Origin of the sequence: Winogradskyella aquimaris (assembly GCF_042676105.1) — a bacterium.
Classification (GTDB): domain Bacteria; phylum Bacteroidota; class Bacteroidia; order Flavobacteriales; family Flavobacteriaceae; genus Winogradskyella; species Winogradskyella aquimaris.
On record NZ_JBHTJQ010000003.1, the window covers coordinates 286,835 to 312,819 of the forward strand.

At 34.9% G+C, this 25,985-nt stretch carries 25 protein-coding genes; 10 read left to right on the forward strand and 15 right to left on the reverse strand.

Annotated features, from left to right (window positions below; translation table 11 throughout):
• Positions 1–24: 24 nt before the first annotated feature.
• Positions 25–1,068 carry a hypothetical protein gene (locus tag ACFQ1K_RS04125; protein ID WP_320556591.1) on the reverse strand — a complete coding sequence of 348 codons (1,044 nt, stop codon included), beginning with the start codon at positions 1,066–1,068 and terminating at the stop codon, positions 25–27.
• 79 nt (positions 1,069–1,147) lie between these two features.
• Positions 1,148–2,488 carry a microtubule-binding protein gene (locus ACFQ1K_RS04130; protein WP_320556590.1) on the reverse strand — a complete coding sequence of 447 codons (1,341 nt, stop codon included), beginning with the start codon at positions 2,486–2,488 and terminating at the stop codon, positions 1,148–1,150.
• A gap of 174 nt (positions 2,489–2,662) precedes the next feature.
• Here ACFQ1K_RS04130 and ACFQ1K_RS04135 point away from each other — a divergent pair, with 174 nt between their 5' ends.
• Both ACFQ1K_RS04135 and ACFQ1K_RS04140 read left to right on the forward strand, forming a co-directional pair.
• Complete coding sequence (locus ACFQ1K_RS04135; RefSeq protein ID WP_320556589.1) at positions 2,663–3,436, forward strand: MBL fold metallo-hydrolase; 774 nt, start codon at positions 2,663–2,665, stop codon at positions 3,434–3,436.
• Between the two features lie 204 nt (positions 3,437–3,640).
• Positions 3,641–3,865 carry a hypothetical protein gene (locus ACFQ1K_RS04140; RefSeq protein WP_320556588.1) on the forward strand — a complete coding sequence of 75 codons (225 nt, stop codon included), beginning with the start codon at positions 3,641–3,643 and terminating at the stop codon, positions 3,863–3,865.
• A 151-nt stretch (positions 3,866–4,016) separates the two neighbouring features.
• On the opposite strand, the gene ettA is transcribed toward ACFQ1K_RS04140, so the two are convergent.
• The 5 genes from ettA to ACFQ1K_RS04165 all read right to left on the reverse strand — a co-directional run bounded on the left by ettA (position 4,017) and on the right by ACFQ1K_RS04165 (position 7,748).
• Entirely contained in the window at positions 4,017–5,708 is a 1,692-nt protein-coding gene (ettA, locus tag ACFQ1K_RS04145; protein ID WP_320556587.1) for an energy-dependent translational throttle protein EttA, read from the reverse strand.
• A gap of 30 nt (positions 5,709–5,738) precedes the next feature.
• Positions 5,739–5,921 carry a CAL67264 family membrane protein gene (locus ACFQ1K_RS04150; protein WP_243472163.1) on the reverse strand — a complete coding sequence of 61 codons (183 nt, stop codon included), beginning with the start codon at positions 5,919–5,921 and terminating at the stop codon, positions 5,739–5,741.
• A gap of 104 nt (positions 5,922–6,025) precedes the next feature.
• Positions 6,026–6,751, reverse strand: a complete 726-nt coding sequence (locus ACFQ1K_RS04155; protein WP_320556586.1) for a pirin family protein — start codon at positions 6,749–6,751, stop codon at positions 6,026–6,028.
• Positions 6,752–6,774: 23 nt separating this feature from the next.
• A complete protein-coding gene (locus ACFQ1K_RS04160; protein ID WP_320556585.1) occupies positions 6,775–7,212 on the reverse strand; it encodes a MarR family winged helix-turn-helix transcriptional regulator in 438 nt (145 codons plus the stop codon).
• A 2-nt stretch (positions 7,213–7,214) separates the two neighbouring features.
• Entirely contained in the window at positions 7,215–7,748 is a 534-nt protein-coding gene (locus ACFQ1K_RS04165; RefSeq protein ID WP_320556584.1) for an NADPH-dependent FMN reductase, read from the reverse strand.
• A 155-nt stretch (positions 7,749–7,903) separates the two neighbouring features.
• On the opposite strand from ACFQ1K_RS04165, the gene ACFQ1K_RS04170 reads away from it, so the two are divergent.
• Positions 7,904–9,547, forward strand: a complete 1,644-nt coding sequence (locus ACFQ1K_RS04170; protein ID WP_320556634.1) for an acyl-CoA carboxylase subunit beta — start codon at positions 7,904–7,906, stop codon at positions 9,545–9,547.
• Here the strand turns inward: ACFQ1K_RS04170 and ACFQ1K_RS04175 are convergent.
• From ACFQ1K_RS04175 to ACFQ1K_RS04205, 7 genes are all read right to left on the reverse strand, one after another.
• Entirely contained in the window at positions 9,544–10,887 is a 1,344-nt protein-coding gene (locus tag ACFQ1K_RS04175) for a M24 family metallopeptidase (protein ID WP_320556583.1), read from the reverse strand. The two genes, ACFQ1K_RS04170 and ACFQ1K_RS04175, sit on opposite strands and share 4 nt — an antisense overlap.
• 76 nt (positions 10,888–10,963) lie before the next feature.
• Positions 10,964–11,143, reverse strand: a complete 180-nt coding sequence (locus tag ACFQ1K_RS04180) for a hypothetical protein (RefSeq protein WP_320556582.1) — start codon at positions 11,141–11,143, stop codon at positions 10,964–10,966.
• Between the two features lie 102 nt (positions 11,144–11,245).
• Complete coding sequence (locus ACFQ1K_RS04185; RefSeq protein ID WP_320556581.1) at positions 11,246–11,608, reverse strand: methylglyoxal synthase; 363 nt, start codon at positions 11,606–11,608, stop codon at positions 11,246–11,248.
• Positions 11,609–11,610: 2 nt separating this feature from the next.
• A complete protein-coding gene (locus ACFQ1K_RS04190) occupies positions 11,611–12,474 on the reverse strand; it encodes a BadF/BadG/BcrA/BcrD ATPase family protein (protein ID WP_320556580.1) in 864 nt (287 codons plus the stop codon).
• Between the two features lie 78 nt (positions 12,475–12,552).
• Entirely contained in the window at positions 12,553–13,554 is a 1,002-nt protein-coding gene (gap, locus tag ACFQ1K_RS04195) for a type I glyceraldehyde-3-phosphate dehydrogenase (protein ID WP_320556579.1), read from the reverse strand.
• A 13-nt stretch (positions 13,555–13,567) separates the two neighbouring features.
• On the reverse strand, positions 13,568–14,554 hold the full coding sequence (pfkA, locus tag ACFQ1K_RS04200) for a 6-phosphofructokinase (RefSeq protein WP_320556578.1): 987 nt from the start codon (positions 14,552–14,554) through the stop codon (positions 13,568–13,570).
• A 137-nt stretch (positions 14,555–14,691) separates the two neighbouring features.
• Positions 14,692–19,071, reverse strand: a complete 4,380-nt coding sequence (locus tag ACFQ1K_RS04205; protein ID WP_320556577.1) for a translocation/assembly module TamB domain-containing protein — start codon at positions 19,069–19,071, stop codon at positions 14,692–14,694.
• 194 nt (positions 19,072–19,265) lie between these two features.
• On the opposite strand from ACFQ1K_RS04205, the gene tsaD reads away from it, so the two are divergent.
• The 7 genes from tsaD (at position 19,266) to ACFQ1K_RS04240 (ending at position 25,513) form a co-directional block, all read left to right on the forward strand.
• Entirely contained in the window at positions 19,266–20,288 is a 1,023-nt protein-coding gene (gene tsaD, locus ACFQ1K_RS04210) for a tRNA (adenosine(37)-N6)-threonylcarbamoyltransferase complex transferase subunit TsaD (RefSeq protein ID WP_320556576.1), read from the forward strand.
• A gap of 103 nt (positions 20,289–20,391) precedes the next feature.
• On the forward strand, positions 20,392–21,021 hold the full coding sequence (locus ACFQ1K_RS04215; protein WP_320556575.1) for a peptidylprolyl isomerase: 630 nt from the start codon (positions 20,392–20,394) through the stop codon (positions 21,019–21,021).
• Positions 21,021–21,725 carry a 16S rRNA (uracil(1498)-N(3))-methyltransferase gene (locus ACFQ1K_RS04220; RefSeq protein WP_320556574.1) on the forward strand — a complete coding sequence of 235 codons (705 nt, stop codon included), beginning with the start codon at positions 21,021–21,023 and terminating at the stop codon, positions 21,723–21,725. Before ACFQ1K_RS04215 ends, ACFQ1K_RS04220 begins: the two co-directional genes overlap by 1 nt.
• Position 21,726: 1 nt before the next feature.
• Positions 21,727–22,368: a DUF4159 domain-containing protein gene (locus tag ACFQ1K_RS04225; protein ID WP_320556573.1), complete on the forward strand. Its 642-nt coding sequence runs from the start codon at positions 21,727–21,729 to the stop codon at positions 22,366–22,368.
• Between the two features lie 224 nt (positions 22,369–22,592).
• Positions 22,593–23,093, forward strand: a complete 501-nt coding sequence (locus ACFQ1K_RS04230; RefSeq protein ID WP_320556572.1) for a TrmH family RNA methyltransferase — start codon at positions 22,593–22,595, stop codon at positions 23,091–23,093.
• Positions 23,094–23,235: 142 nt separating this feature from the next.
• Positions 23,236–24,324, forward strand: a complete 1,089-nt coding sequence (locus ACFQ1K_RS04235) for an AI-2E family transporter (protein ID WP_320556571.1) — start codon at positions 23,236–23,238, stop codon at positions 24,322–24,324.
• A 7-nt stretch (positions 24,325–24,331) separates the two neighbouring features.
• On the forward strand, positions 24,332–25,513 hold the full coding sequence (locus ACFQ1K_RS04240) for a class I SAM-dependent methyltransferase (RefSeq protein WP_320556570.1): 1,182 nt from the start codon (positions 24,332–24,334) through the stop codon (positions 25,511–25,513).
• Here the strand turns inward: ACFQ1K_RS04240 and ACFQ1K_RS04245 are convergent.
• Positions 25,500–25,913: a hypothetical protein gene (locus tag ACFQ1K_RS04245; protein WP_320556569.1), complete on the reverse strand. Its 414-nt coding sequence runs from the start codon at positions 25,911–25,913 to the stop codon at positions 25,500–25,502. The two genes, ACFQ1K_RS04240 and ACFQ1K_RS04245, sit on opposite strands and share 14 nt — an antisense overlap.
• Positions 25,914–25,985: the final 72 nt, after the last annotated feature.

The following is a 25,985-nucleotide window of genomic DNA, read 5'->3' on the forward strand; positions in this document are numbered from 1 at the left end:
GAATACTGCGACTGAAACTGTAACTTATTTTATTTTTAAATCAGAAACCTGAACTGGCGGAATCTCCAAATCGTTCATAATTTCTGGTGTTTTGTTATATAAGAGCTGTATGATTCGATGTGGTGCGAATACATAACGCTGTCTAAACGGACTCGCCCACCTCTGAAAGGTCTGTTTACTAAAAAATCCTCCTTCCTTAAACTCGCTCTGCGATTTCAGTTCATCTACCTTAAAAGAAATAACATAAGACTCTAGTGGTATTGTTTTTTTGGCAATACCATCTAAGATGTCGTGCGTTATTTCGTTTTCGTCTTTTGCAAATACGTTATGGATTGGTCCTAAATCTATTCGCTTAATGAGCTTGGGCAACACTTTTGGCAAACGCTTGTCTATAGCGTAGGCCATGGTGTCTAGATTCATTTCGCGATCAGACGTATTTTTTAATACCAAATAGATTTCATCTTTATAGGCTTGCACATCTCTCCCGTCATAGTTAAAATACATATAACAGATAAAGGGTCTATTATGGGTAACATCATAAAAACTCCAACTTACCAAATGCTCTGCAGGTGAAGCCTCTGGTGCAGTGATTATCTTACCTTGTACAAATCGGTTAAATATGTATTCCTTTCTCGCCGATGTATAATAAACAATGGATGCTGCCTGGAACAATTTACGTTTGGATATTGGCTTTTTCTTTCTAAGTAGTGTATCTAGAAACTCGTCTTTTAACACTTCAATATCCGTAAGCTTTGTTAAAAATTCCTCCCGCAATTCGAGATCATTAAATAGATACCTGAATTCTAAATAATTTGGAAAACTAGAATCCGTGAGATCTACTTTCATATTTTCCTCCTCGTCATACATGTATTTTACACGCATGGCTTCGATAGAATACAATAGCAAATCTGTATACTGCTTAAAAAGCAATATTTCTTGTTGATTTAATATTTGTTTAGCCTGAACTGCCGTAATTAGTTCTTTCAGTGTGAAATCTATCAATTTATGATAGAACACATACTGTTCTTTAGAATCTAATACAGCCGAATCTAAGGGGGTTACAATCATCTTTGAGTTTTCAGTTTACAGTAACCAGTATTCATTTAATTTAAAACTTTCACTGAATACTAGTTACTGAAGACATGATTTACCCAAGTAAATCATCTTCATTAGCTTCTGGTTTTGGTTCACCTGCTGGTTCACCATCTCCTGAAGGTGCATTGGAATCTGCGCTATAATATTCATCAAAAATCTCTTTCATGTCGATGCCATAACGGTCTGCAAAGTTTTTCTGAATTTCAGCGTCTTTAGATCTAATATCCTTTAGTGCCTCTGCATAACTACCATAAATACCTTGCATTACTTTTTCGTGAACTGGTATATTATCCATCATTTCCTGACGTGCTTTAGCACTAGCTGTATGCATGGCAGCTAAGGTTTCACCTATGTGCTCATCGGTCTTAACACCCAAGTGCTCTAATATTGCTGCAAACTCTTGATCTGTACGTGCCTTTAAAGCTACTACATAACCATCATAATATTTTAAACGCTCATCGGTATCTGATTTTAATTTAGCACGATGCGTTTGTAAGTTGCTACGTAAAGACGTTAGTACTTTTATGGTAAGGTTATGTTTGTGTACAAAGCTATCTTTTGAAGCCGCTAGAGTGGTGTACGCATTTTTAAGACCTTCTAATTCTTCTACCTTTTGCTCTAATTGAGTAACTTTTTCCAAAGCTTCAGAATATTCAGGAGATTGCTTATCGGCCACTTCTTCTAAGGCTTGTCTGGCTTGCTTTAACAAAGCATACTGCTCTTCAAGTTTAGCTTCAACTTCCTCCTTCTTTTGAAGTGCTTTGGTGTGGTTATTACTTGCTTCAACGATGGCGGATTTTAAGCTCTCTTCAACTTCTTTGATTTCAAGCTCTCTGTCCTTAAGTCGTTTGATTGCTGCCTGACTTTTAAATGACAATTCATTTAATAAGGTCTGCACATCAGCCGTTTCTATACGTTGTTGAAACATGGCTTTGGCTTTATTATCAGCACCATCACGTTGTTTTTGAGCCGCAGCTAATTCATCTTCGGCCTTTTTAATCTTAGTCTTACGTCCCCAAAGATTATTCCACCAAGTATCTGGTTTTGCTTTGGCATCTTCCAATTCAACCTTAGCACGCTCTAAACGTTTAACGGCGTCATCGATGATTTTTTGTTCAGCAGCATTCAGGGCTGAAAACCCTTCGAACATAATACCTACCTCATCTTGATAATCTGTTAAATCCTTTATGGCATCAAGAAGCGTTGTTCGGTCTTTCTCAGCCATATCCACAACATTATCAAGAGTTGCATTTAATATTTTCTGACGACTTTCCGGATCATCTTCCTGTGCCAATTTAGACTTCATTTGGTCTATGGCCTTGCCCCAGTTTACATCTACTTTCTCAGGTTTCTCCTGTGAGTTGGTTTCTAATAAATCAAAATCATCAGACATGTGGTATCGTATTATTTAGTTGAACAAATTTTAGGATAAGCAATTTCGGTAATTTTTTAAGACTACAAAAACTTTACCATCAAATTATAGGTAGCAAATGTTATAAAAATGTTACAACATTTTAATGACCGATAATTGTTAAATATCTTTAAACCAACTAAAATAACATTAGCTATGAAACTTTTAAAAATTACACTACTTACATCTTTAATTGTGACAGTATTAAGCTGTAAAAATGAAAAAAAGGAGGCAGACATTGCTGTTAATGAAACTCAAAATGAAATTAATGAAGGTGTTAATGTAATTCCAATCTCCCATGGTACTCTAGTGCTGGAATCAAATAACGAAGTCATTTATGTAGATCCTACTGGAGGTTCAGAAGCTTTTAAAGGACAAAAATCACCTACATTAGTATTGATTACTGATATACACGGTGATCATTTAAGTGTACCTACACTAGAAGCTTTAAACCTAAGTAATGTTAGAATCATTGCCCCTAAAGCGGTGACCGACAAAATAGCCACTACAATAAGTAATGACATTATAACACTTAATAATGACGAAACTATGGACCACAACGGCATTAGCATTAAGGCCATACCTATGTATAATCTGAGGGAAGAAGCATTGAAGTTCCATACCAAGGGGAGAGGAAATGGTTATGTTTTGGATATAAATGATGAACGAATCTATATTTCTGGTGATACAGAAGATATTCCTGAAATGCGTAATTTAAAAAATATCGACAAGGCGTTTGTGTGTATGAATCTACCCTACACCATGCCTGTTGAAAGTGCTGCAAGTGCTGTTTTGGACTTCAAACCTAAAACGGTGTATCCTTATCATTATCGAGGTTCTGACGGATTAAGTAATATAAATTTATTTAAAGAAATTGTAAACAAAGGAGACAAGTCTATTGATGTGCAACTTTTAGGCTGGTATAATTAGAATAAAAGTGTTAAATTTTTGAGTTGTTAACAACTTTCCGAAAGTTGAATTATATCCGAAAACACCGCTATTCATCGAACTTTTAACCCACTTTAACGATGTTATTGTTTATAAAAGTGACGTAAATTATTTATAATTAGGTAATTGGAATAGCTTTTTTTTCTATATTAGCACCATAGAACCCAAATCTAATACACAGTAACCATGCTTAAGATACTGCTGTCCAAAGCTTTATTAGTGACTACAACTCAACTTACAATGATACTTATCGCAGTGGCTTCGATATTTCTTGTTTTCATCATAATAGCGATAATTAAGATGTACAAATTAAAAGCAGAGAATAAGAAGTTAATGGAGACTAATGCATTTAAGGATATCGACGAAACTTATAAAGATTTCACGGGTGGCCATCTTTATGGTGACAACTAGAACTATATAACTTTTGCCGAATTAATTATATTCGATTTAAACTTTAATGACCTTTCACATATCATAAAAAAAGGTGTGATTACAATTTAAGTGGTAATCATCTTTATGAAAATATAAAAAGCCTGCATTGGCAGGCTTTTTATATTTTCAATTATCGCACTAATTTCTTATACTTAATTCGTTTTGGCATGATATCTCCACCAAGGCGCTTCTTTTTGTTTTCTTCATAGTCACTAAATCCTCCTTCAAAAAAGTAAACTTGAGAATTGCCTTCAAAGGCTAAGATATGTGTACATATTCTATCTAAAAACCATCTATCATGACTAATCACCACAGCACAACCTGCAAAGTTCTCCAAACCTTCCTCAAGAGCTCGTAAGGTATTAACATCTAAATCGTTAGTAGGTTCATCTAAAAGTAATACATTACCTTCTTCTTTGAGGGTCATGGCCAAATGTAAGCGGTTTCTTTCGCCACCTGATAGCAACTTAACTTTTTTATTTTGTTCATTACCCGAAAAGTTAAATCGACTTAAATAGGCCCTAGAATTCACCTGACGATTACCCATCATTATTAACTCTTGCTCATCACTAAAGTTCTGCCAAATGGTTTTCTCAGGATCAATATTTGAATGCTTTTGATCTACATAAGCAATCTTGGCTGTTTCACCAACCACAAACTCACCCTTATCAGGAGTTTCCTCTCCCATAATCATTTTAAAAATGGTTGTCTTTCCAGCACCATTTGGTCCAATTACACCAACAATCCCTGCTTGTGGTAAATTAAAGTTTAAGTCTTCGTATAATAACTTATCACCATAAGCCTTACTAACACCGATGGCTTCAATCACATTCGTGCCTAAACGCGGTCCATTAGGTATATAAATTTCAAGTTTTTCATCTAATTGTTTCTGGTCTTGGCTCAATAATTTATCGTAATTCTTTAAACGCGCCTTTTGTTTCGTTTGGCGTCCTTTAGCTCCTTGTCTTACCCATTCTAACTCACGCTCTAATGTTTTCTGACGTTTGGATGCCGATTTACTTTCTTGTGCCAAGCGTTTTGACTTTTGGTCTAACCAAGATGAATAATTTCCTTTCCAAGGAATACCTTCTCCTCTATCGAGTTCTAGGATCCAACCAGCAACATTATCTAAAAAGTACCTATCGTGGGTTACAGCAATAACAGTTCCTTTATATTGTGCTAAATGATGCTCCAACCAATGGACTGATTCTGCATCCAGATGGTTGGTTGGCTCATCTAATAGCAATACATCAGGCTCTTGTAAAAGTAGACGGCATAATGCTACTCGACGACGTTCACCACCAGATAATACACCTATTTTCTTATCACCCTCTGGCGTGCGCAAAGCATCCATTGCAATTTCCAGCTTAGTATCTAATTCCCAAGCATTAGTTGCATCTATCTGGTCTTGCAATTCTGCTTGACGATTCATAAGCTTTTCCATTTTATCTGGATTGCTATAAACCTCTTCTAAACCAAATTGATCATTAATACTATTATATTCATCTAGGATAGCTACAATCTCGGCTGCACCCTCCTTGACAACTTCCATAACTGTTTTTTCATCATCTAATTGTGGTTCTTGCTCTAAGTAGCCAACGGTATAACCCGGTTTAAAAACAACATCACCTTGATAGTTTTTGTCTACACCAGCAATTATTTTTAGTAAGGTAGATTTACCTGAACCATTAAGACCCAAAATCCCAATTTTTGCTCCATAGAAAAAACTGAGATAAATATTTTTTAAAACTGGTGTATTTGCCGATTGAAACGTCTTAGTTACACCAGACATTGAGAAAATTACTTGCTTATCGTCGCTCATATAAATTTAATCTTTAGAAATTTAGATTAATTAAACCCTTCCCTTTAAGGCATTAAATACCCATGCTATTGCAAAAAAGCCAATTCCAACTGCGGCAAAGCCCCATCCTGCAACCTCATCGTAGCGAAATGCCCCAAGTGCAATTAATCCAAGTCCAACAATAATCATAATGGTTGTAGCCCAAGCTAAAACCGTGTTTTTATTCATCGCCATAATCGTATTCTTAATTTTAGATAGTTAGTTGAAAACAAATATCGGTATTTTAAAATAAAAAAGCACCACAATTTGTGGTGCCTTATTCTAATTAAAACTTATTCCTATAGACTAATCATTGGTACCTCAATAAATAGCAATTCAGAGTCTTCAGTTGCATTTATATCAAAGTCAGGTGTTTCTGAAATCCCTAAAGCATCCCTGGAATTTAATTGATTATTTGCAATCGAAACTTCTCCACTAATGTTCATAACATAAACACCGTGATCTTTACTTTTTAAGTCATAAGTAAATGATTCGCCACCTTTTAAATCTATACGTGACAATCTAGCATCTTGATGTATTTTTAAACTATTATCATCACCATCCTTAAAAGAGGTTACCAAAGTTTGTAATTTTCCATTCCTGTCCTCGGCACTAAATGTTTTTTGATCGTAACGCGGTTGAACACTTCGTTTTTCTGGTATAATCCATATCTGAAACAAGCTTAAGTATTCATCTACGGAACCATTAATCTCTGAGTGTTGTACACCAGTTCCTGCAGACATGACCTGGACTTCTCCTGGTACAACTGGTATCCAATCATCTCCCATATTATCACGATGTTTTAACACCCCTTTTAATGGAATGGTTATTATTTCCATATTATCATGTGGATGTGTCCCAAATCCCATTTTTGGCGCAATAATATCATCATTTAATACTCTTAACGCACCAAAATGTACTTTTTCTGGATTATACCAACTTGCAAAACTAAATGAATGATTGGCCTGCAACCAGCCGTGGTTAGCAAATCCCCTATCTTCTGCTTTGTGAATTATTGTTTTCATCTTATTGTTCCTTTCTTTAGTAATTATCTTAGTTTATCTAATAAATCGCTTAATTGTTTAGCCTCTTCCTCTGAAATATTTTTAAGTAAATCCTTATTCAAATTGTTTGGTATTGACTCTAGAAGCGCCAACCCTTCTTTTGTTATTGCTACTTTTACCACACGCCTGTCATCTTCCGAGGGCAAACGTTCAATGTAGTTCTTGGCACATAATTTATCCATTAGCCTAGTGGCATTTGGGGAACGTTCTAACATCCTGTCTTTAATAGTCTGTACTTTGAGTGGTCCGCCTGCGCCTCTTAAAATACGTAGGATATTATACTGTTGCGGCGAAATACCAAAATCCTTAAAAAATTCATTCTGGCAATTAGCAATCCAATTCGCTGTATATATAATATTTAGTAAAGCTTTGACTTTACTATTTGGAAATGTTGAATTGATATCTTTTGCTAAATCTCCCACCTTTATAAAGCCTTTTGTAACTTTTCTACTTCTTCTAAAAGTTCTTTATTTAATTCCTCATTAGAAATTCTACCATTCTCAAAATTCGTATGGAACGACGGCAATGAAAATGTTCCTACTATATTCCCATCATGCCAAGGAAATCTAGCCTTTGCAATAGACAAAACGGTTTGTCCGCCTCGGGCTCCAGGTGAAGTTGCCATTAACAACATTGGCTTTTTAAATAGAAAGTTACCTTCTATTCTAGACATCCAATCGAAAAGGTTCTTAAATACCGTAGCATACACTCCATTATGCTCTGCCAAGGATAATACAATTCCATCTGATTCTTTAATTAGATTTAATAGCTTGTGGGCGTTTTCAGGCGCTTCTTTTAATTCGTCTTCAAGATCAACGCCAAAGAGTGGTGCATCAAATTCATTTAAGTCGATAAGATTAACATTTACGTCCTTTAGTAACGAAGACGCATACTTCACTAATTGTTTATTGATCGAAGTAGAACTATTACTTCCCGCAAATGCCAGTATTTTTTTCATGAGGTTTAAATTTCGTTTGAACAAAATTAAGGTATTAAATTTTATTTTCCAAGGAATATATTTCCATGTTATATATATTTAACTTTTCATTTAGATTTTACCCCTAACAACTAATAGTAATGTTTCGTAAATTCGTAGCCACAGAAATAAAATTTATGGACATTCAATTCAACAAAAACGAAGATCACAATAAGCTATTAGTCTCTGAATTAAAAAAACGACTAGTTAAAATAAAACTTGGTGGTGGTGAAAAAAGTATAGCCAAACACCATAGCAAAGGAAAAATGACAGCTAGGGAACGTATAGATTATTTATTGGATCCTAAATCTAAATCTATAGAGATTGGTGCTTTTGCTGGTGAAGATATGTATCCGGAATATGGTGGATGTCCGTCTGGTGGTGTTGTTGTAAAAATTGGTTATGTCAAAGGCAAGCAATGTATTGTTGTTGCCAATGATGCAACGGTTAAGGCTGGTGCTTGGTTTCCGATTACAGGTAAAAAGAATCTGAGAGCTCAGGAAATTGCAATTGAAAACAAACTTCCAATTATTTATCTTGTAGACAGTGCAGGTGTATTTTTACCCATGCAAGATGAAATTTTCCCTGACAAAGAACATTTTGGGCGAATCTTTAGAAACAATGCCGTGATGAGCAGTATGGGTATTACTCAAATTTCTGCGGTCATGGGCAGTTGTGTTGCTGGTGGGGCCTATTTGCCCATAATGAGTGATGAAGCGCTTATTGTAGATAAAACCGGAAGCATCTTCCTTGCTGGAAGTTATTTAGTAAAAGCGGCTATCGGAGAAACCATCGATAACGAAACCTTGGGTGGTGCAACCACACATTGTGAAATTTCTGGTGTTACCGATTATAAAGCTAAAGATGACAAAGATGCCCTAGATACTATAAAGAATATCATGGATAAAATTGGTGACTTGGATAAAGCTGGTTTCAATAGAACAAAACCTGTTAAGCCTATAGAAAGTCCGGATGACATCTATGGAATATTACCAAAGAGCAGAGCAGACCAATACGATATGTATGAGATCATAAAGCGATTGGTAGACGATTCTGAATTTGAAGAATACAAAGCTGGTTATGGTCAAACAATAATTACTGGTTATGCACGTATTGATGGGTGGGCTGTTGGCATTGTAGCCAATCAAAGACAAATTGTAAAAACCAAAGGAGCAAAAACAAAACCCAGTGAAATGCAGTTTGGTGGTGTCATTTATAATGATTCTGCAGATAAAGCTACGCGATTTATTGCTAATTGCAATCAGAAAAAAATACCCTTGGTCTTTTTACAAGATGTTACTGGCTTCATGGTTGGCAGTAAATCAGAACATGGAGGTATTATAAAAGATGGTGCTAAAATGGTAAATGCTGTGAGTAATTCTGTGGTTCCAAAATTTACTATTGTAATTGGTAATAGTTATGGTGCTGGTAATTATGCGATGTGTGGCAAAGCTTATGATCCAAGATTAATTGTAGCTTGGCCAAGTGCAGAACTCGCCGTAATGAGTGGTAAATCCGCAGCTAAAGTGCTACTTCAAATAGAAACAGCTTCTTTAAAAAAGAAGGGTGAAACCATAACCAAGGAAAAGGAAGAGGAACTCTTTAACAAAATAAAATCGAGATATGATAACCAAGTGTCTCCTTATTATGCTGCTGCAAGATTATGGACCGATGCCATCATAGACCCTCTAGATACGAGAACTTGGATTAGCATGGGCATAGAAGCTGCTAACCACGCTCCTATTGAAAAACCTTTTAATATGGGTGTGCTGCAGGTTTAATTGCGCGTTTGCGCATTTATTCTTGGAATAGTTAACAGCTTTGTCTGTCTACCATTAACATATCTGAAGCCATATGGTCCCCAAAATCCAGCTTCTTCAAGCATAATACGTATATCTCGTTGCCATTCTGGAATATTAACAGTGGTATTTAGTTCAATGGCATAAACTGTATTTTCGTGCAACGGATAGTCGCCATTGACTGGCACTCCATCCTGAGCGTCCCACATGCCTAATGTGGTTCCTGAAGAGTGACCATAAGAGCCCAATGGATGTGTATAAATAGCTGGTCGTAACCCTTCGTTTTTAGCCTGTTCTAAGGATTCAAGTAGAATAGTATTTCCGGTTTTTCCTGTTTTAAAATTGAATGTAAAAATGTCTTGTACCCTATTCCCTTTTTTAAGAGCTTCCATCAAGAAATCTGGAGCTTTTGTTTCCATTGGCTTTAAGACATAAGCTAATTCCTGGCAGTCTGTATTTAACCGTAGGTAGGTTATTCCTATATCGCAGTGCAATAAATCTCCTGGAAGAATAACCATATTTTCTGGCCTGTTGGAAAACGCATACAAATGGTTGCCTAATTCTTCTGCAGTACGCTGAACATCAACCGTAGGATGAAACCAAGTTTTTAATCCTAAAGCTGTTATTTTATCGCGCATCCACCACTCTACATCTGTGGTTGTGGTTACGCCTGGAGTTATCACTTTTTCCGAAAAGGCTTCTGCAATGATATCATGAGTAATATCAACCAACTGGTTATAAATAATCATCTCTTTTTCGGTACGTGTTTCGATCCACGATATAGCTAATTTTTCAGCTGATTTTACCCTAGGTTTATAATCGCTCGGTAGATTCTCCATAAAGGTTTCATAATCCATTTTTACAATGCCATCGCAGATATTAAAATGTTCAGAATAATTAAGCCCTATGGATTTTGGCTCCCTTTCTTCAATGATTTCCATCAATCGCTTCCATTGGTCAGGTTGTTTTTCCTTGTCCCATGCCGATATGATATTTTCCCCAAAATTATAGCGGGCAACAGCTAGTTTTTCAAGGGTGTTATTGTCTTTATTTCTATAAAAAACGAGGATAGTGCGTCTTCTGGCATTCAACCAAGTTGCAGGTAACATGGTTTTAAGTACCGGATCTTCATTATATTCCCTTGATATTAAAATCCACATATCAATGTCAGAATCGTCCATCAATTTTGGTAATAGATGTTCAAATCTTTCTTTTAAAATAGCATCTATAACCTCAGCGCGTTGCCGCTGGGGAAGGATTTGTTGGGCGTTTAAATAAGAGATTGAAATTAAAAGGAACGCTAAAATATGTTTTATTTTCATATCAATTTTTTTTAAAAATAGTAATAAAAAAAGAGCACCAATACTGGTGCTCTTAAATTTTATATCTGTTAGGAAGTTATAAACCCGCTTCACGCTCGGCTTTTTTTTCTTCTCTTATTTCTTTGAAACGCTCAATTGCTGAACCAAATACCCAATAAGGAATGACAAAGGTTAAAAGGAAAATCATTAACCAAAAACCGATAGTTAATATGGTTAAGAATGCTAAAAATCCTAAATATTGATCAAATTCAAACATAATTTCGTTTCATTATTTTAAAGACGCTACAAAGATATAACCAAAATATAAGTTTTACAATAGACTTCTTGAGTTTTATTAACACAAAATAAACAATGGTTTTTAAACAGCATTGATCAATAACTTTGCAGTTGCTGGATTTGTGGCCAGAGGCACATTATGAACATCGCACAACCGCATTAGCATTAAAATATCAGGTTCATGAGGATGCTTATCCAAAGGATCTCTGAAAAAGATAACCATGTGGCACTTACCCTCAGCAACTCTAGCCGCAATTTGTGCATCTCCTCCTAAAGGTCCAGATAGAAGTGCATTAACTTCAAAACCAGCGCTCTTAACTTTCTCACCTGTGGTACCTGTTGAGATTAATTGGATTTTTTTTTGATGCAAAATCTCACTATGCTCATTTAAAAATTGAACCATCTCTGCCTTTTTCCCATCATGAGCTATGATTGCAATTTCCATTATTATAGATTTTTAATATGGTAATCTACCAATCCCTCAATTGGTCTGCGCACGAAATTACCAACCTTATAGCCATATTCCTCAGCCACTTCTTTTATTTCTTCTTGAGAAAAATAGGCTATGGAACCCGCAAAATGAACTGGGATTCCAGTATTTAATTCTTCCTTAAACTGAAGAATCATATGTTCCGTAAACTTACGAAGTCCAGATTTAATGAGCTCTTTAATATAGTCTGAATCTTTATTTAAAAACATAAATTCTGCAAAACTCGCTAGGTAAGCATTGGGATTGGGTTGTTTGTAGAGATTATACTTTATATAATCCGCGTCAAGATTGTATTTATGGCTAAATGCTAGCTTCAAGGTATGTGGCATGATATTGAAATAATAATCGCGAATCAATTCCTTACCATAATAGTTACCACTGGCTTCATCCATTAATGTGTAACCTAAACTTTTTACACGCTGGTGTAGTGTCTCTCCATCAAAATAACTGCAGTTGGAACCAGTACCTAGAATACAGACTACAGCAGCTTCATTATTGCTATTTATAGTAGATCTAACAGCTGCCATGGTATCTTCTTGAACATCTACTGTTGCATTAGGAAAAATCTGCTCCAAAATTTCTTTGAGCATTTCCCTAGGGTTGTCAGTACCACATCCAGCACCATAAAAAAACACATACTCAACCTCAGTGCTCATAGCCATGAGCTCTTTACTCTTTCTTATGATTTTATTGAGTTTCTTCTCACTTAAAATAGCAGGATTTAAGCCTTTAGTCCTTATTCTTTGATCAACTTGATTGCCATTTTTATCAATCGCAATCCAATCGCATTTTGTTGAACCACCATCAGTAATTAAAATCATAACCTTAAATTAAAAATTCCGTAGGATAACTATTATATTATCAATCCTACGGAATTATTGAATTAATAATTTTTAAAATTATAGTGAATTTATCTTCTGAGCTAAATCTACTAATTTATTTGAATATCCAAATTCATTATCGTACCAAGATACTAGCTTAAAGAATTTTGAATTTAATTCTATACATGCATCGGCATCAAATATACTTGTACGAGCATCACTAACAAAATCTTGAGATACTACAGATTCTTCGGTATAACCTAGCACACCGTTCATGCTTCCTTCAGAAGCCTTTTTGAATGCCGCCTTAATTTCTTCAAGAGAAGTCTCTTCTTTTGTTCTTACTGTAAGATCAACCACAGACACGTCTGCTGTTGGCACTCTAAAAGCCATACCAGTAAGTTTTCCATCTAACTTTGGAATTACCTTACCTACAGCTTTGGCAGCACCTGTAGAAGCTGGAATAATATTCAATAATGCACTTCTTCCGCCTCTAAAATCTTTTCGAGAAGGACCATCTACCGTCAATTGTGTAGCCGTTGTAGCATGCACTGTAGTCATAAGGGCCTCTTCAATACCAAAATTATCATCTACTACCTTCGCTAAAGGAGCTAAACAGTTGGTTGTACAAGATGCGTTAGAGACGATTTTATGTTCACCTGTTAATTCATTATCATTAACACCCATTACAAACATAGGAGCGTCCTTACTAGGAGCAGAAATTACCACTTTTTTAGCACCTGCATCGATATGGTACTGCGCTGTTTCTAAAGTAGTAAAAATACCTGTACACTCAGCCACAATATCAGCACCTACCTCATCCCATTTAAGATTTTTTGGGTCACGTTCTGCTGTTACCCTTACAATTTTACCATCGACCACCAAGTGTCCATCCTTAACCTCTACCGTACCGTCAAAACGACCATGTACTGAGTCATATTTTAATAAATACGCGAGATGTTCTACATCTAATAAATCGTTAATAGCAACCACATCTACATCTGGACGTTTTACCGTTGCTCTAAACACTATTCTTCCTATTCTTCCGAATCCGTTAATTCCTAGTTTTAAGTTTGACATTTTTCTATTGTTTTTAAATTGTCATTATATCTGAAACCCTCAATAGTTCCATGTTAATTTTTGATTTTCCTTTTACTGCTTGGTCAAATGGTGTTAAGTCCATAATATCATTTTTAAGACCTACCATATAATTGCTCTTACCTGTGATGAGGCTTTCAACAGCCTTAACACCCATTCTACTCGCTAACACTCTATCAAAACAAGACGGTGAACCACCACGTTGCATATGACCAAGTACCGAAACCCGCACTTCATATTCACCCTTATTTTGTTCCACGTAATCTGCTAGTTCAAATACATTTTTACCTATTTTATCACCTTCGGCAACAACGACTATACTAGATGACTTACCTGAACGTTTACTTCGTCTCAACGACTCTAGTAATCTGTCTAAACCAAGGTCCTCTTCTGGAATTAAAATTTCTTCTGCACCAGCCCCAACACCAACATTTAATGCTATATGACCAACATCCCGTCCCATAACTTCTATAAAGAAGAGTCTGTTATGCGAACTGGCCGTATCTCTAATTTTATCAATGGCTTCTACTGCAGTATTTAAAGCAGTATCGTAACCCAATGTATGAGTTGTTCCGAATATATCATTGTCTATAGTGCCAGGAATACCCATTACAGGGTAATCAAATTCTTGATTAAAAATCATTGCACCAGTAAAACTACCATCACCACCAATGACCACAAAAGCATCTATACCAGCCTTTTTAAGGGCGTTATACGCTTTCTGTCTCCCCTCCTTAGTTCTAAACTCTTGGGATCGTGCAGATTTAAGGATAGTTCCACCTTTGTTGATGATACCTTTAACACTACGGGCATCCATTTTTTCAAAATCGCCCTCAATCATACCTTGGTATCCCCTGTAAATACCAAAGCATTCGATACCATGATAGACACAGGTTCTAACTACAGATCTTATGGCAGCATTCATACCTGGTGAGTCACCACCAGAGGTTAAAACACCTACTTTTTTAATTGAATGTAGCATATTTAAAATTATTCATTACGGTAAAATTAATAAACAAAAGGCGTAATAATGTGACTATTATCATAAAAAAATATAACGAAAAACAATTCAAACGTTTTCGTTAATAAGTATTTTAATAAAAATAGTGAAACTGAATTTTAAGACTTCGTTTTTGTCTTCTTTTTCTTCATGGAAATATACTCAGGCATCAAATCATCTTCTTTATTTTCTTCTTTATTCTTATCCCTTGTAATCTTTTTATCCTTGCGGTTTTTTCCAGAAAAAATAATGTCTAGCAATTCTTTAAACGTATCAAATTCTACACTGTAAGACATACCAATACCTTGAGTGTAACCGATCTCTTCCCCAAAGTTTCTAATTGTATTTTCTCTATTAAATACCTTAGCACGCAATGTTCCATCTTCATTTAATAACCAATCAATTTGAACATCGCCTGTTATGGTGGTTTGTTGTGCACTACCAAATGGCACACCAACCTTTCCATTGACCAGTACTTTTTCAGAAATTTTTGTTTGCAAGGTTAGTCCAAATCTATTATCGGTTTGAAGGTCTGGTGTATTCTCACCAAGCTCTACATCAATACCCACGTTAAGATTTTCATTATCGCCGCCTAAAATATTATTTACAATACCTGAAAGTCGTTCTGATATTGTACCTGTAAAATTGACCCCTCTAATCCCATTTGAAAAACCTCCAGTGCCTAATAAAGTCAATGCCTGATTGTTTCTTTCATCTTTGGATGACAAACGATAATCCAGCTCTGATTTAACCGTGGAAGACACATTTGGAAAGCGTAAATCGAAATCTGGTTGCGGTTGCTCTAAGTCACCCGTTAAGTAAATATCTACCTCAACAGGTATTCTTTGCGTAATAGGATTATCTAATAAAACGGAAGGGTTTGCCGTGGTCTTATAAATAGCCTTTAGATTGATTTCTGCTCCCATCGGATCTCCCTCCCATACAATACTTCCGCCTTGCTCCACTTCGAAGCGCTTCTCAACAAAACCTCCGTACTTAAAATTATAAATACCTTCAAAAACCAAGAAATCGCCCCACATATTGAATGTCCCATTGGTGTTAATTAAGAATACAAGGTTACCTTCTCCCTTACCCTTAATTGTACTTCCTGCTTCTTTATCAATAACTATCTCTATGGTGGCATTGGTATTAACATCCAAGTCAAAATTTAATTCCAGGCCTTTTACCTCAATTGCCTCCGTAACTTCACCATTAAGCCTGGCTTTCTTTTCTTCTGGACTTAAAAAATGGATAAAGGAGTTGTCACCAAAACTTTCAGAATCATTCAAAGGAATGTTAAAAACCGTACCCTGTGCAGTACTACCTTCTACATCAATGATTAATTGATCTGTTGGTCCTTTTATCGTTGCTCCGCCGGAAACAAAAGCTGTTCCGTAGTATAGTTCGTCTTCAGATTCTTCTGTATTTAAAACTAACAAACGGTTGGTACTTAAATCCAACCCAAGTTCCCAATCTGAAAAGTTATCATGTTCTATGTAACCATTTAAAAAACCCCTAGAAAAATACTTTGAGTCCGTCATGGCGACATTATTAAAAATGAATTGTTGATTTCTTAATGATACTTTAGAGTCAAAATCAAAACCAAAATCTACATTAAGGTATGGAATAGACAGACCTGCTCGATCCATTAAGAGTTCACCATCAATACTTGGTTTATTGAGACTACCTGTAACTTTTGCACTACCAGAGACTAAGCCTCTGATATTACTTATTACCCCTTCGCCAAGAGGGTTCAAAGGATCCAATAAAAATTCTTCAAAGACGACATTCAAATTAATTGTAGGTTTCTGTTCTGCTACATTAATACTGCCTTTTGCCAATAAGGACGTCAAATTATCATTAACCAAGGACACATCGATATCATAATCTGTTATAGAGTTGTTGCCTTCAATATTAGCACTTAAATTACCGAGACCGTAATCGTTTACAAAAAGATTAGTAATCTCTAAACTAGACTTTGGTAAATAAACGCCATTATTCTGAACAAGATCTAGCTTCCCATTTACGACACCAGCTAAATCTAGACTATCAATTCTTGGAGTAATTTTAACCAATTCTACATCTTTGAAATCAACCCTGAGATTTTTATTAATACTGTCATTAATAATCCCAGAAACTTCAATAATTTCATTTCCTTGGTTTATGGTGATGGGGAAGATATCAAACGCGGATAGCGTTCTATCGAATCTTACTTTATTGAAGCTATTCTTTTCTGAATTAATAAACCATTCATAACCCTTAAATATAATGTCCGATTTTCTGAAACCAACAACGGATTTATTGGCTTCATCAATGGTATAGAAAATATTGAGATTAAATTCATCCTTATTATCTCTTCCCCCCTTAAATTCTGTCTTCACAAGAAGCGTATCTCTTTTTGTAACATTGATTAACGTAAAATCCGAAGCATTGTAAACACCTGCACTGAGTGAATCAATTTCCAAGAAAGTGTTATAAAGCGGATTTCCATTGTTTACATTGAGATTGATATTATTAGCAAAGTAGTCCTGAAACTTTATTTCTGGTGAATTAAATTTAAGTTCAAATCCTCTTTCGTCGGTTTCTATTCGCCCTTCGATAAAGGTATTTTTTCCTAAAAATAAATCCTTGTAAAATACAGTTGCAATTTTAGAGTAAATATTGAATCTAAAATCTAAGTACTGCCCTTCCTCAATCACAAACGGTTGATAATTTGTGAAGATACTTCCAACTGAATTTTCTATTAATTTTGGTAAGTCCTGTATTTTAAATCGTCCTTTTATATTTCCATTTATGATATCGGGAGAATTTATTGTTACCGTGCGGTCCTTACCATCAAAAGAAGATACAATATCAAAATCCCCGAAGACATATCTATTATCTTGATTCTTATAAGTAGTATTTTTAATGTTTACGGCACCACTAGCATCATCTATACTTGCCCCTATGGCAGTCATATTTACAATACCCCTAAATTCAGAAATACTGTCTCTGGTAACGAAATTGAGTATGCCTAGATTAGCATAACCAACATTAGCTTTAAAATCAAATTTCTTTTTTTCCTCAGTAAAATCAACAAGCCCATTAAAGTTCATTTGAAGATTGGGATCATCGGCAATCAAATTACCATTAAAGACTTTATTACCTAAATCCCCAGACATGGTAATACCATGATAGATGTAACCATTATAATCTAAATCAAAAACTTCACCTTTTACATTAGATCTTAAGTTCGCCAAAGTGAATCCTTTACCATCAACGTCGAGATTTGCTGAAACAAATTTAGCTTTCGGGTCGTTGATGAGTTTACCAATATCAAATTCATCAAAAACTACATTACCAATATAGCTTGCTTTGTCAATATCATCTATCTCGGTAAGCTCTAAATTGGATTTTATAAACCCTAAATCCGTATCAATGGCGATATCTGCACGAATTCGATTGGTATTTATTTGAGAAGTTCCTGCTATTTTAAAATTACCTACCTTGGATAAAACCGTTGGGATTGCATTACCAAGTATTCTGGGCAATAATGCTGTTAAATCGTTGTAATTTGAAGCTAAATTTTGAAAATTACCATATAAGGCAAAATTGTCATTTTCATTGTTAAACAGATTTTCAAAAGTTATATCCCCAATAATTCTGGTATTTCTGGTCGTACTTACATTTAAGTTCTTAACTTGAAGATTGTTTAGTGTTCCCGAAAGATCTGCGTTGAAGTCTGCACGTTGGTTAATTCCAAATTCATCAAAAAACACATTAAGCTCAGTCAATGATATCTCAGAATCTCTAAAACTTGCCAATACATTTACTTTATCTGTAAATTCTTTTAAGTCTTCTCTTTTATAATTAAATCTTAAATCACCTTTTAACTCCGATTTTTCGGTTTCAATACTTAAATCCCCAAAAGTCATATGGTCTAGGGTATACTCAAAATTAGCTTTTAAGTTATCCACAGTTATTCCTCTGCTATCCTTAAAACTAAATTTGTTTATCCGCGAACTAACCTCTGGACCATTAATTAAAAAATTGGTTGTATTTGCATTTAGTTCCGTAAACTCAAAAACTCTTGGAGATTCGAGATTTTCATCCTTTAATCTAAAAATTGCATCTTCTATTGAAAGATCACTAGAGGAAAACAAAAAGCTGCTTGGCCCTTCCCGTGGGTTATCATCTTCAAACTTTGCTACAAAAATATCAAGATTGGTATCTTCTTCTCCTTCGTAAGTTTTTAAATTAAAAACTAAGCCCTGAATATCAATATCTCCTAAATTAAATTTTCCACTGTAGAGATTCTTAAAACTTATAATAGAACTGTTTAATTCTCCGATACTTATAAGTGTATCCTTTTTGTAATCCCTTATAAGGATTTCTTTAAGTTCTATATCTCCATTAAGCTGAAGACCAACCTTGCCGATATTAATATTGGTTTTAAAGTCTTCGTTTAGCTTTTGTGTAGCGTATTTACCAAGCTTGGTTTGAACAGCGGGAATACCCAAAATTAAAAAGACAATTAGAAACAAGAGCAGAACAATACCTGCTATTTTACCTATTATTTTGAGTACTCTTTTGATAAGAATTAGGATTACTAATTGATGAAAAATTCATGTACTTTTGCCCTTACAATACGTTGTTAAGTACCATATAAGACTATGACAGGTAAAATTAACAATAATTGTGCCCAATAACGATTATGAAAAAAGAAAATATTTACATTCTTGGAATAGAATCGTCATGCGATGATACCTCAGCGGCAGTATTATGTAACGATGAGATTCTGAGTAATGTTGTGGCCGACCAAAAAATTCATGCTGAATATGGCGGAGTGGTTCCAGAATTAGCCTCGAGGGCACACCAACAGAACATTGTGCCAGTTGTACACCAAGCTTTAAGTGGCGCCGGTATTTCTAAAGACCAATTAAGTGCCATTGCCTTTACGCGAGGTCCTGGCCTAATGGGATCGTTATTGGTAGGCACATCATTTGCCAAATCTTTGGCCTATGGATTAGGTATTCCTTTAATTGACGTTAACCACATGCAAGCCCATATTTTGGCCCATTTTATTGACGAGAAAGGACATCAAAAACCACCGTTTCCATTTTTAGCCATGACCATATCTGGTGGTCATACCCAAATTGTAAAAGTGACTAACTATTTTGAAATGGAAGTCCTCGGCGAAACAATTGACGACGCGGTTGGCGAAGCTTATGATAAAAGCGGAAAAACCCTAGGTCTTGGCTATCCTGCAGGTCCAGAAATAGACAAACGAGCGCAATTAGGAAACCCAAAAGCCTATAAGTTTACCAAACCAAAAGTAGAGGGTCTTAATTTTAGTTTCTCAGGTTTAAAAACTGCTATACTTTATTTTATACAGCGTGAAACCAAAGCCAATCCTAAATTTATTGAAGAAAACTTAAATGATATCTGTGCGTCCATTCAATACACCATTATTGGTATTTTAATGGACAAACTAAAACTTGCTGTAAAACAAACAGGGATTAAGCACATAGCCATTGGCGGTGGGGTATCTGCGAATTCTGGCATTAGAAAAGCCCTCAAAGATGCCGAAAAGAAACATGGATGGACCACTTACATTCCAAAATTTGAATATACCACAGACAACGCTGCTATGATTGCCATTGTTGGTTATTTAAAATATTTGGAAAAAGACTTTTCTGATTTTGATGTTATGGCTACGGCTCGGTTGAAGATTTAAATTGTTAAAACATCTGTTGATAACAGATAGCATAAGGCTTCATATACACTTTAAAATTTAGTTGTTTTGTAAGTATCCCAAACTAGACTAAATCAAACACGCGATGAAACAACTTTTTTTTCTATTACTCTTTATTCCATTTTTAAGTTTTTCACAAGATTCTTTAGAAACTGAGCTCGACTCCATAAGTTCCATTGAAGACGCTGAAACTTTTGTGAAGGCCCATAAAAGATCTAATAAGAGCAAGGTCTTTACCTTTAATAAAGAAAAGCATAAAACTCGTTTGGCTGATGAGCTTTTTCAATTATCTAAAGGTGGAAAGAAAGTTGTAAAAAACGAATACAAGAAAACCTACTATAAAATTATTGATAAGAAAGAAACCTTGCATTACAGAGCGAGCTATATCTATTTTGATGGTAACAAAATGACGCTAGAAGACATTAATGAAAAGCGAGACAAAATCATTTCACAATACCAACAAGGTTATAAGTTCAATAAATTAGCCCAATTACACTCCATGGACTTAAACGCAAAGCGCGGTGGTGATTTAGGATGGTTTTCCGAAGGTGAAATGCACCCAATGTTTGAAGAAGCCATAAAAAATCATCACACCGATGATGTGTTTACCTTAGATATAAAAGAAAGAAATTGGTACTATGTTATCCTAAAAACGCACGAGCCTAAAATTATTGAAGAAATAACCGTTTTACAATTCTCAGAATCCATAGATTAATGCAATTATTCTACAACCCCAAAATCTCAGAGAGTGATACTGCCTTTGATTTCGACAAAGACGAAAGTAGGCATATCGTAAAAGTACTTCGAAAAAAAGTTGGCGATCAACTTCATATCACCAATGGATCAGGTTGGCTGTTTGTTGCTGAATTAGTAGTAGCAGATGCCAAGCACTGCTCAGTAAACATCTTATCTCATGACCTACAACCAAAGCGTCCCTTTAACCTGCACTTGGCTGTAGCCCCAACTAAAATGAACGATAGGTACGAGTGGTTTTTAGAAAAAGCAACCGAAATAGGTGTTGAAGAAATTACACCAATCATATGTGATAATAGTGAACGTAAAGTGATAAAATTAGAACGGTTTGAAAAGATTATTCAATCTGCTATGAAACAATCATTGCAATGCTATTTGCCAAAGCTAAATGATGCCGTTACGTTTAAAGACTTCTTAAGTCATACCTTTTCTGAGGATAAATATATTGCCCATTGTGAAGAAACTGATAAGAAATCATTAAAGTCGCAAATAAAGCCAAATAAAAATGCGTTAATATTAATTGGTCCAGAAGGTGATTTTAGCGTTAAAGAAATTGAAATGGCTTTGGCAGCAAAATATATTCCAGTAACTTTGGGTAACACACGTCTACGAACAGAAACTGCGGCCATTGCAGCTTGTCATTCGGTAGCATTTGTAAATGAGTAAAATGGATAAATTTTTCGCTTTTTGTTTTATACTAATAACGTCATTAGTATTTGCTCAAGATATGGCGGTACTAAAATATAAAGGTGGTGGTGATTGGTATAGTAATCCAACGGCATTACCTAATTTGGTTAAGTTTTGTAATGATAATATTGACACCAACATCAATGAGAATATACAAACTGTTGAAGTTGGAAGTATAGATATTTTTCAGTTTCCATTCCTACACATGACGGGTCATGGTAATGTGTTTTTTAGTGATGATGACGCCGAAAATCTTAGAAAATATCTCATCTCTGGTGGGTTTTTGCATATCGACGACAATTACGGGATGGAGCCTTATATTACCAAAGAGTTGAAAAAAGTATTTCCAAATAAGGAATTGAAAGAAATCCCTAGAGACCATGAAATATTTAGTACGGCTTTTGAATTTCCTAATGGTTTACCTAAAATACATGAGCACGATGGTAAAGCACCTCAGGCTTTCGGTATTTTTCATGAAGATAGACTGGTATTACTCTTTACCTTTGAAAGCGATATAGGTGATGGTTGGGAAGACCCAGAAGTACACAACGATCCGGAAGATGTGCGTGAAAAAGCGCTTAAAATGGGAGCGAATATTTTGAAATATGCATTTACCAATTAACGCATATTGCACAACCTAAAATTATGGGAGATATTGTAGAGATAATCTTCAATATTGTTGAAGGCTTTTTCGAGTTTACTTCAAATGAAAACAGCTCTCAAAAAGCTAGAAAAATTATTTTGGGTATTATTATTTTTCTAATGTTAATATCAATTTTAATTTTCTACATAATATACTCTTCTAATCCTGAAATAGTATCTATTAAAAGATAAAACAATATTTAATTGCAGCTCACACACTATACTTCAAATTTTAAAAAGCAAAAACATCCTATTACTTTAGTTTGTGATAATATTACCAATGCTCCTAATATTGGCAGTTTATTCCGCATTGCTGATGCCTTTAATATAGAAGAGCTTATTTTTTGTGGGGAATATATTCCTATTGGCAGGCGTATGACTAAAACTTCACGCTCGACCGAAAACTATGTGAGTTACAGAATTGAAAAGAAAATTGATGCTATAATAGGTCAATTAAAACAAACACATCAAATCATTGCCTTAGAAATTACCAAAAACAGTACTGAATTAACTAAATTCAAGCTAAACAACAACCAACCTATAGCGTTAATTCTTGGTGATGAGAACTTTGGGATTTCAGAATCCGTTATAAAACAATGCGATGCCATAGTACATATTAACATGTACGGCCATAATAGCAGTATGAACGTGGTACAGGCGACGAGTATTGCACTTTATGAATTGACTAAACAACTTAATCAGTAAACAAAATCCATTAAATTCAAGTGGCAGTTCCATAACTTCCTTTTAAAAACATAAACTAATCTCAGATATCAAATCTTAGTGCTTAATTAAAATTTGATGTACTGAATCAGCAGGTATCGATTTTTTTCAGGATATTTGAAACATGAATTCAAAAGTTATAGCAAACGGCATTCTTAGAGCTTTAGGTATCCTTCTAGCTATTGTATTGGTTTTATTTTTTCTGTACAAAATACAATCAGTTATCGTTTATGTTGCTATTGCTGGTGTGATTTCATTGGTTGGGAGACCTATAGTAATGTTTTTAAGAAGACGATTAAAATTTAGGAATACCTTAGCCGTTGTTGTAACTATGGTTTTGTTTATTGGTCTGCTCAGTGCCTTAATAGGGATGTTTATTCCTTTAATTACAGACCAAGGTAAAAATCTTGCTTTATTAGATTTTAAGCAGCTAGAGAGCAATTTAGATAATTTGTACCAACAAATTGTTACCTATTTTGAATTCAACCATATTGATGTAGAGCAATCCTTAAAAGATTCAAACATACTTTCTAAACTCGATTTTTCCTTAATACCAAACTTCTTTAATAGTTTAGTAAGTGGATTAGGTAGTTTTAGTGTTGGACTGTTTTCTGTTTTATTTATTTCTTTTTTCTTTTTAAAAGACAGCAAATTATTCGAGGATGGCATCATGACTTTTGTCCCTGCTGGAAATGAAACACGTTCTAAACGCTCTTGGAATAAGATCAAAGACCTTTTGTCGCGTTATTTTGTCGGGTTGATATTTCAAATTTTAATCCTTTTTGTTATCTACACTATTGTACTGCTCATTTTTGATATTGATAATGCAGTGGTCATTGCCTTTTTGTGCGCGCTTTTAAACCTTGTACCCTATGTTGGCCCATTGGTCAGTGGTTTTTTGATGCTTATTTTGAGCATGTCTAGTAATCTTGGGGAAAGTTTTAGCCAAGTTATACTGCCCAAAACTACTTATGTGATGATTGGGTTTGTTTTTGCGCAATTGGTCGATAACTTTTTTAGTCAACCGTTTATCTTCTCTAAAAGTGTAAAATCACATCCATTAGAAATCTTTTTGGTTATCATTATTGCAGGTATCCTTTTTGGTATTGTAGGTATGATTGTCGCCATACCAGCTTACACTGCGATAAAAGTAATTTTAAAGGAATTTTTATCCGGATACAAGATTGTGGAAAAGCTGACTAAAAACCTTTAGAAATAGTTTGGATAAAACTATATTAAATATTGAAATACAGGAATTTATAAACTCTAATATAAAACCCGACGTTTCAAGTTTATTGCTCAGAGGTATCCCTTTTGATACGCCAGATCCAAAGCTTATCATAGAACAGATTGAAGCTAAAAAACGATGTGAAAAAAAGTTGCCAACTTGGTTTCGAACCAAAAATATTTACTATCCAAACAAACTAAATATTGAGCAAACATCATCAGAAACTACAGCCCACTATAAAGCAGGTTTAGTCAATGACAATACTTTAATAGATCTTACAGGTGGTTTTGGTATAGATGCTTATTACTTCTCAAAGAGGGTGAAAATGGTGACCCATTGCGAAATAAGCAGTAGGCTTTCAGAAATCGTAAAACACAATTTTAAAGTACTGGGTGTTGATAACGTTGAATGCGTAAATGCTGATGGTATTGAGACATTGAAAGGCATTGATAAACATTTTGATTGGATTTACATTGACCCATCACGAAGAGATGACTCAAAAAACAAGGTGTTTTTGCTGTCAGACTGCACACCCAACATCAAAACACTACAAAGTTTATTTTTAAAATATGCGAAGCATGTGATGATTAAAACATCACCACTATTAGACATCACAGCGATAAAAAATGAGTTAAAACATATAAAAGAACTTCATGTTGTAGCTGTAAATAATGAAGTAAAAGAACTGCTTTGGATTTTAGAGCGTGATTTTAAAGGAGACCTAAAGATAAAAACTATAAATATTACTAAAAACGGAATCCAAGATTTTGAGTTTAACTTTGAAGATGAACTCAAAGCGACAGTAGAATATGCTTTACCCCTCACCTATTTATATGAACCTAATTCGGCTATTTTAAAAGCCGGTGCATTCAATTATATCTGTTCTTCCCTAAATATTAAAAAACTGCATAAGCATTCGCATTTATACACCTCTGATGAATTGGTAAATTTTCCGGGGAGGCGATTCCGTATAGAAAAGGTTATGCCCTTCAATAAGAAAGTATTTGCCAAAGCAGGTATCCAAAAGGCAAATATTACTACGCGGAATTTTCCACTATCGGTGAATGATATTCGAAAAAAGTTAAAAATAAAAGATGGAGGTATGTCTTATCTGTTCTTTACGACAGATAAAAACAACACTAAAATCATTATCCTATGCTCTAAAGATATATAGGCAAGTACGATACAACTTCATTATTAGTGTTAATCTCAATCTCATAAGCCATACAGGATTCCATGTTAAGCTCTACCTTGTCGTCACTGACCAATGTTTGATTGGTGTCGATTGAAAATAAGACCACTCCTTCGTCAAAACTGGCCCAAGATGTTGTAGTATTGGCTGGAATACTCGGAATATCAACTAATACAACTCCATCACTGTCTATAACTTTAAAATCAATAGAAACCGTTCCATTGTTAATGACTCTTGTAATAGGTAGTTGTCCTACACAAGGTTCATTTAGTTGACTCGGGTTTAAATCTAAAGACAATTCATTTTCTGCAGAATCCGATGTACAGGTTAGTAGTGTTAAAACAAAACACATCACAAACGTACGTTTAAGTAGGTTATTCATTGGTTAATAGTTTCGTTGCTATGGTGAAACATCATAACAATCAATTTGGGACTACAAACATAGAAATTAATT

Excerpts from the sequence above, each read along its gene's own strand:
- tsaD (WP_320556576.1), top strand. The coding sequence starts at position 19,266 with ATGAAAAAAGAAAATATTTACATTCTTGGAATAGAATCGTCATGCGAT.
- ACFQ1K_RS04155 (WP_320556586.1), bottom strand. The coding sequence starts at position 6,751 with ATGAAAACAATAATTCACAAAGCAGAAGATAGGGGATTTGCTAACCAC.
- ACFQ1K_RS04180 (WP_320556582.1), bottom strand. The coding sequence starts at position 11,143 with ATGTTTGAATTTGATCAATATTTAGGATTTTTAGCATTCTTAACCATA.
- pfkA (WP_320556578.1), bottom strand. The coding sequence starts at position 14,554 with ATGCTACATTCAATTAAAAAAGTAGGTGTTTTAACCTCTGGTGGTGAC.
- ACFQ1K_RS04165 (WP_320556584.1), bottom strand. The coding sequence starts at position 7,748 with ATGAAAAAAATACTGGCATTTGCGGGAAGTAATAGTTCTACTTCGATC.
- ettA (WP_320556587.1), bottom strand. The coding sequence starts at position 5,708 with ATGAGCGACGATAAGCAAGTAATTTTCTCAATGTCTGGTGTAACTAAG.
- gap (WP_320556579.1), bottom strand. The coding sequence starts at position 13,554 with ATGTCAAACTTAAAACTAGGAATTAACGGATTCGGAAGAATAGGAAGA.
- ACFQ1K_RS04125 (WP_320556591.1), bottom strand. The coding sequence starts at position 1,068 with ATGATTGTAACCCCCTTAGATTCGGCTGTATTAGATTCTAAAGAACAG.
- ACFQ1K_RS04220 (WP_320556574.1), top strand. The coding sequence starts at position 21,021 with ATGCAATTATTCTACAACCCCAAAATCTCAGAGAGTGATACTGCCTTT.
- ACFQ1K_RS04135 (WP_320556589.1), top strand. The coding sequence starts at position 2,663 with ATGAAACTTTTAAAAATTACACTACTTACATCTTTAATTGTGACAGTA.
- ACFQ1K_RS04225 (WP_320556573.1), top strand. The coding sequence starts at position 21,727 with ATGGATAAATTTTTCGCTTTTTGTTTTATACTAATAACGTCATTAGTA.
- ACFQ1K_RS04215 (WP_320556575.1), top strand. The coding sequence starts at position 20,392 with ATGAAACAACTTTTTTTTCTATTACTCTTTATTCCATTTTTAAGTTTT.
- ACFQ1K_RS04170 (WP_320556634.1), top strand. The coding sequence starts at position 7,904 with ATGGACATTCAATTCAACAAAAACGAAGATCACAATAAGCTATTAGTC.
- ACFQ1K_RS04130 (WP_320556590.1), bottom strand. The coding sequence starts at position 2,488 with ATGTCTGATGATTTTGATTTATTAGAAACCAACTCACAGGAGAAACCT.
- ACFQ1K_RS04185 (WP_320556581.1), bottom strand. The coding sequence starts at position 11,608 with ATGGAAATTGCAATCATAGCTCATGATGGGAAAAAGGCAGAGATGGTT.
- ACFQ1K_RS04245 (WP_320556569.1), bottom strand. The coding sequence starts at position 25,913 with ATGAATAACCTACTTAAACGTACGTTTGTGATGTGTTTTGTTTTAACA.
- ACFQ1K_RS04235 (WP_320556571.1), top strand. The coding sequence starts at position 23,236 with ATGAATTCAAAAGTTATAGCAAACGGCATTCTTAGAGCTTTAGGTATC.
- ACFQ1K_RS04140 (WP_320556588.1), top strand. The coding sequence starts at position 3,641 with ATGCTTAAGATACTGCTGTCCAAAGCTTTATTAGTGACTACAACTCAA.
- ACFQ1K_RS04175 (WP_320556583.1), bottom strand. The coding sequence starts at position 10,887 with ATGAAAATAAAACATATTTTAGCGTTCCTTTTAATTTCAATCTCTTAT.
- ACFQ1K_RS04190 (WP_320556580.1), bottom strand. The coding sequence starts at position 12,474 with ATGATTTTAATTACTGATGGTGGTTCAACAAAATGCGATTGGATTGCG.
- ACFQ1K_RS04150 (WP_243472163.1), bottom strand. The coding sequence starts at position 5,921 with ATGGCGATGAATAAAAACACGGTTTTAGCTTGGGCTACAACCATTATG.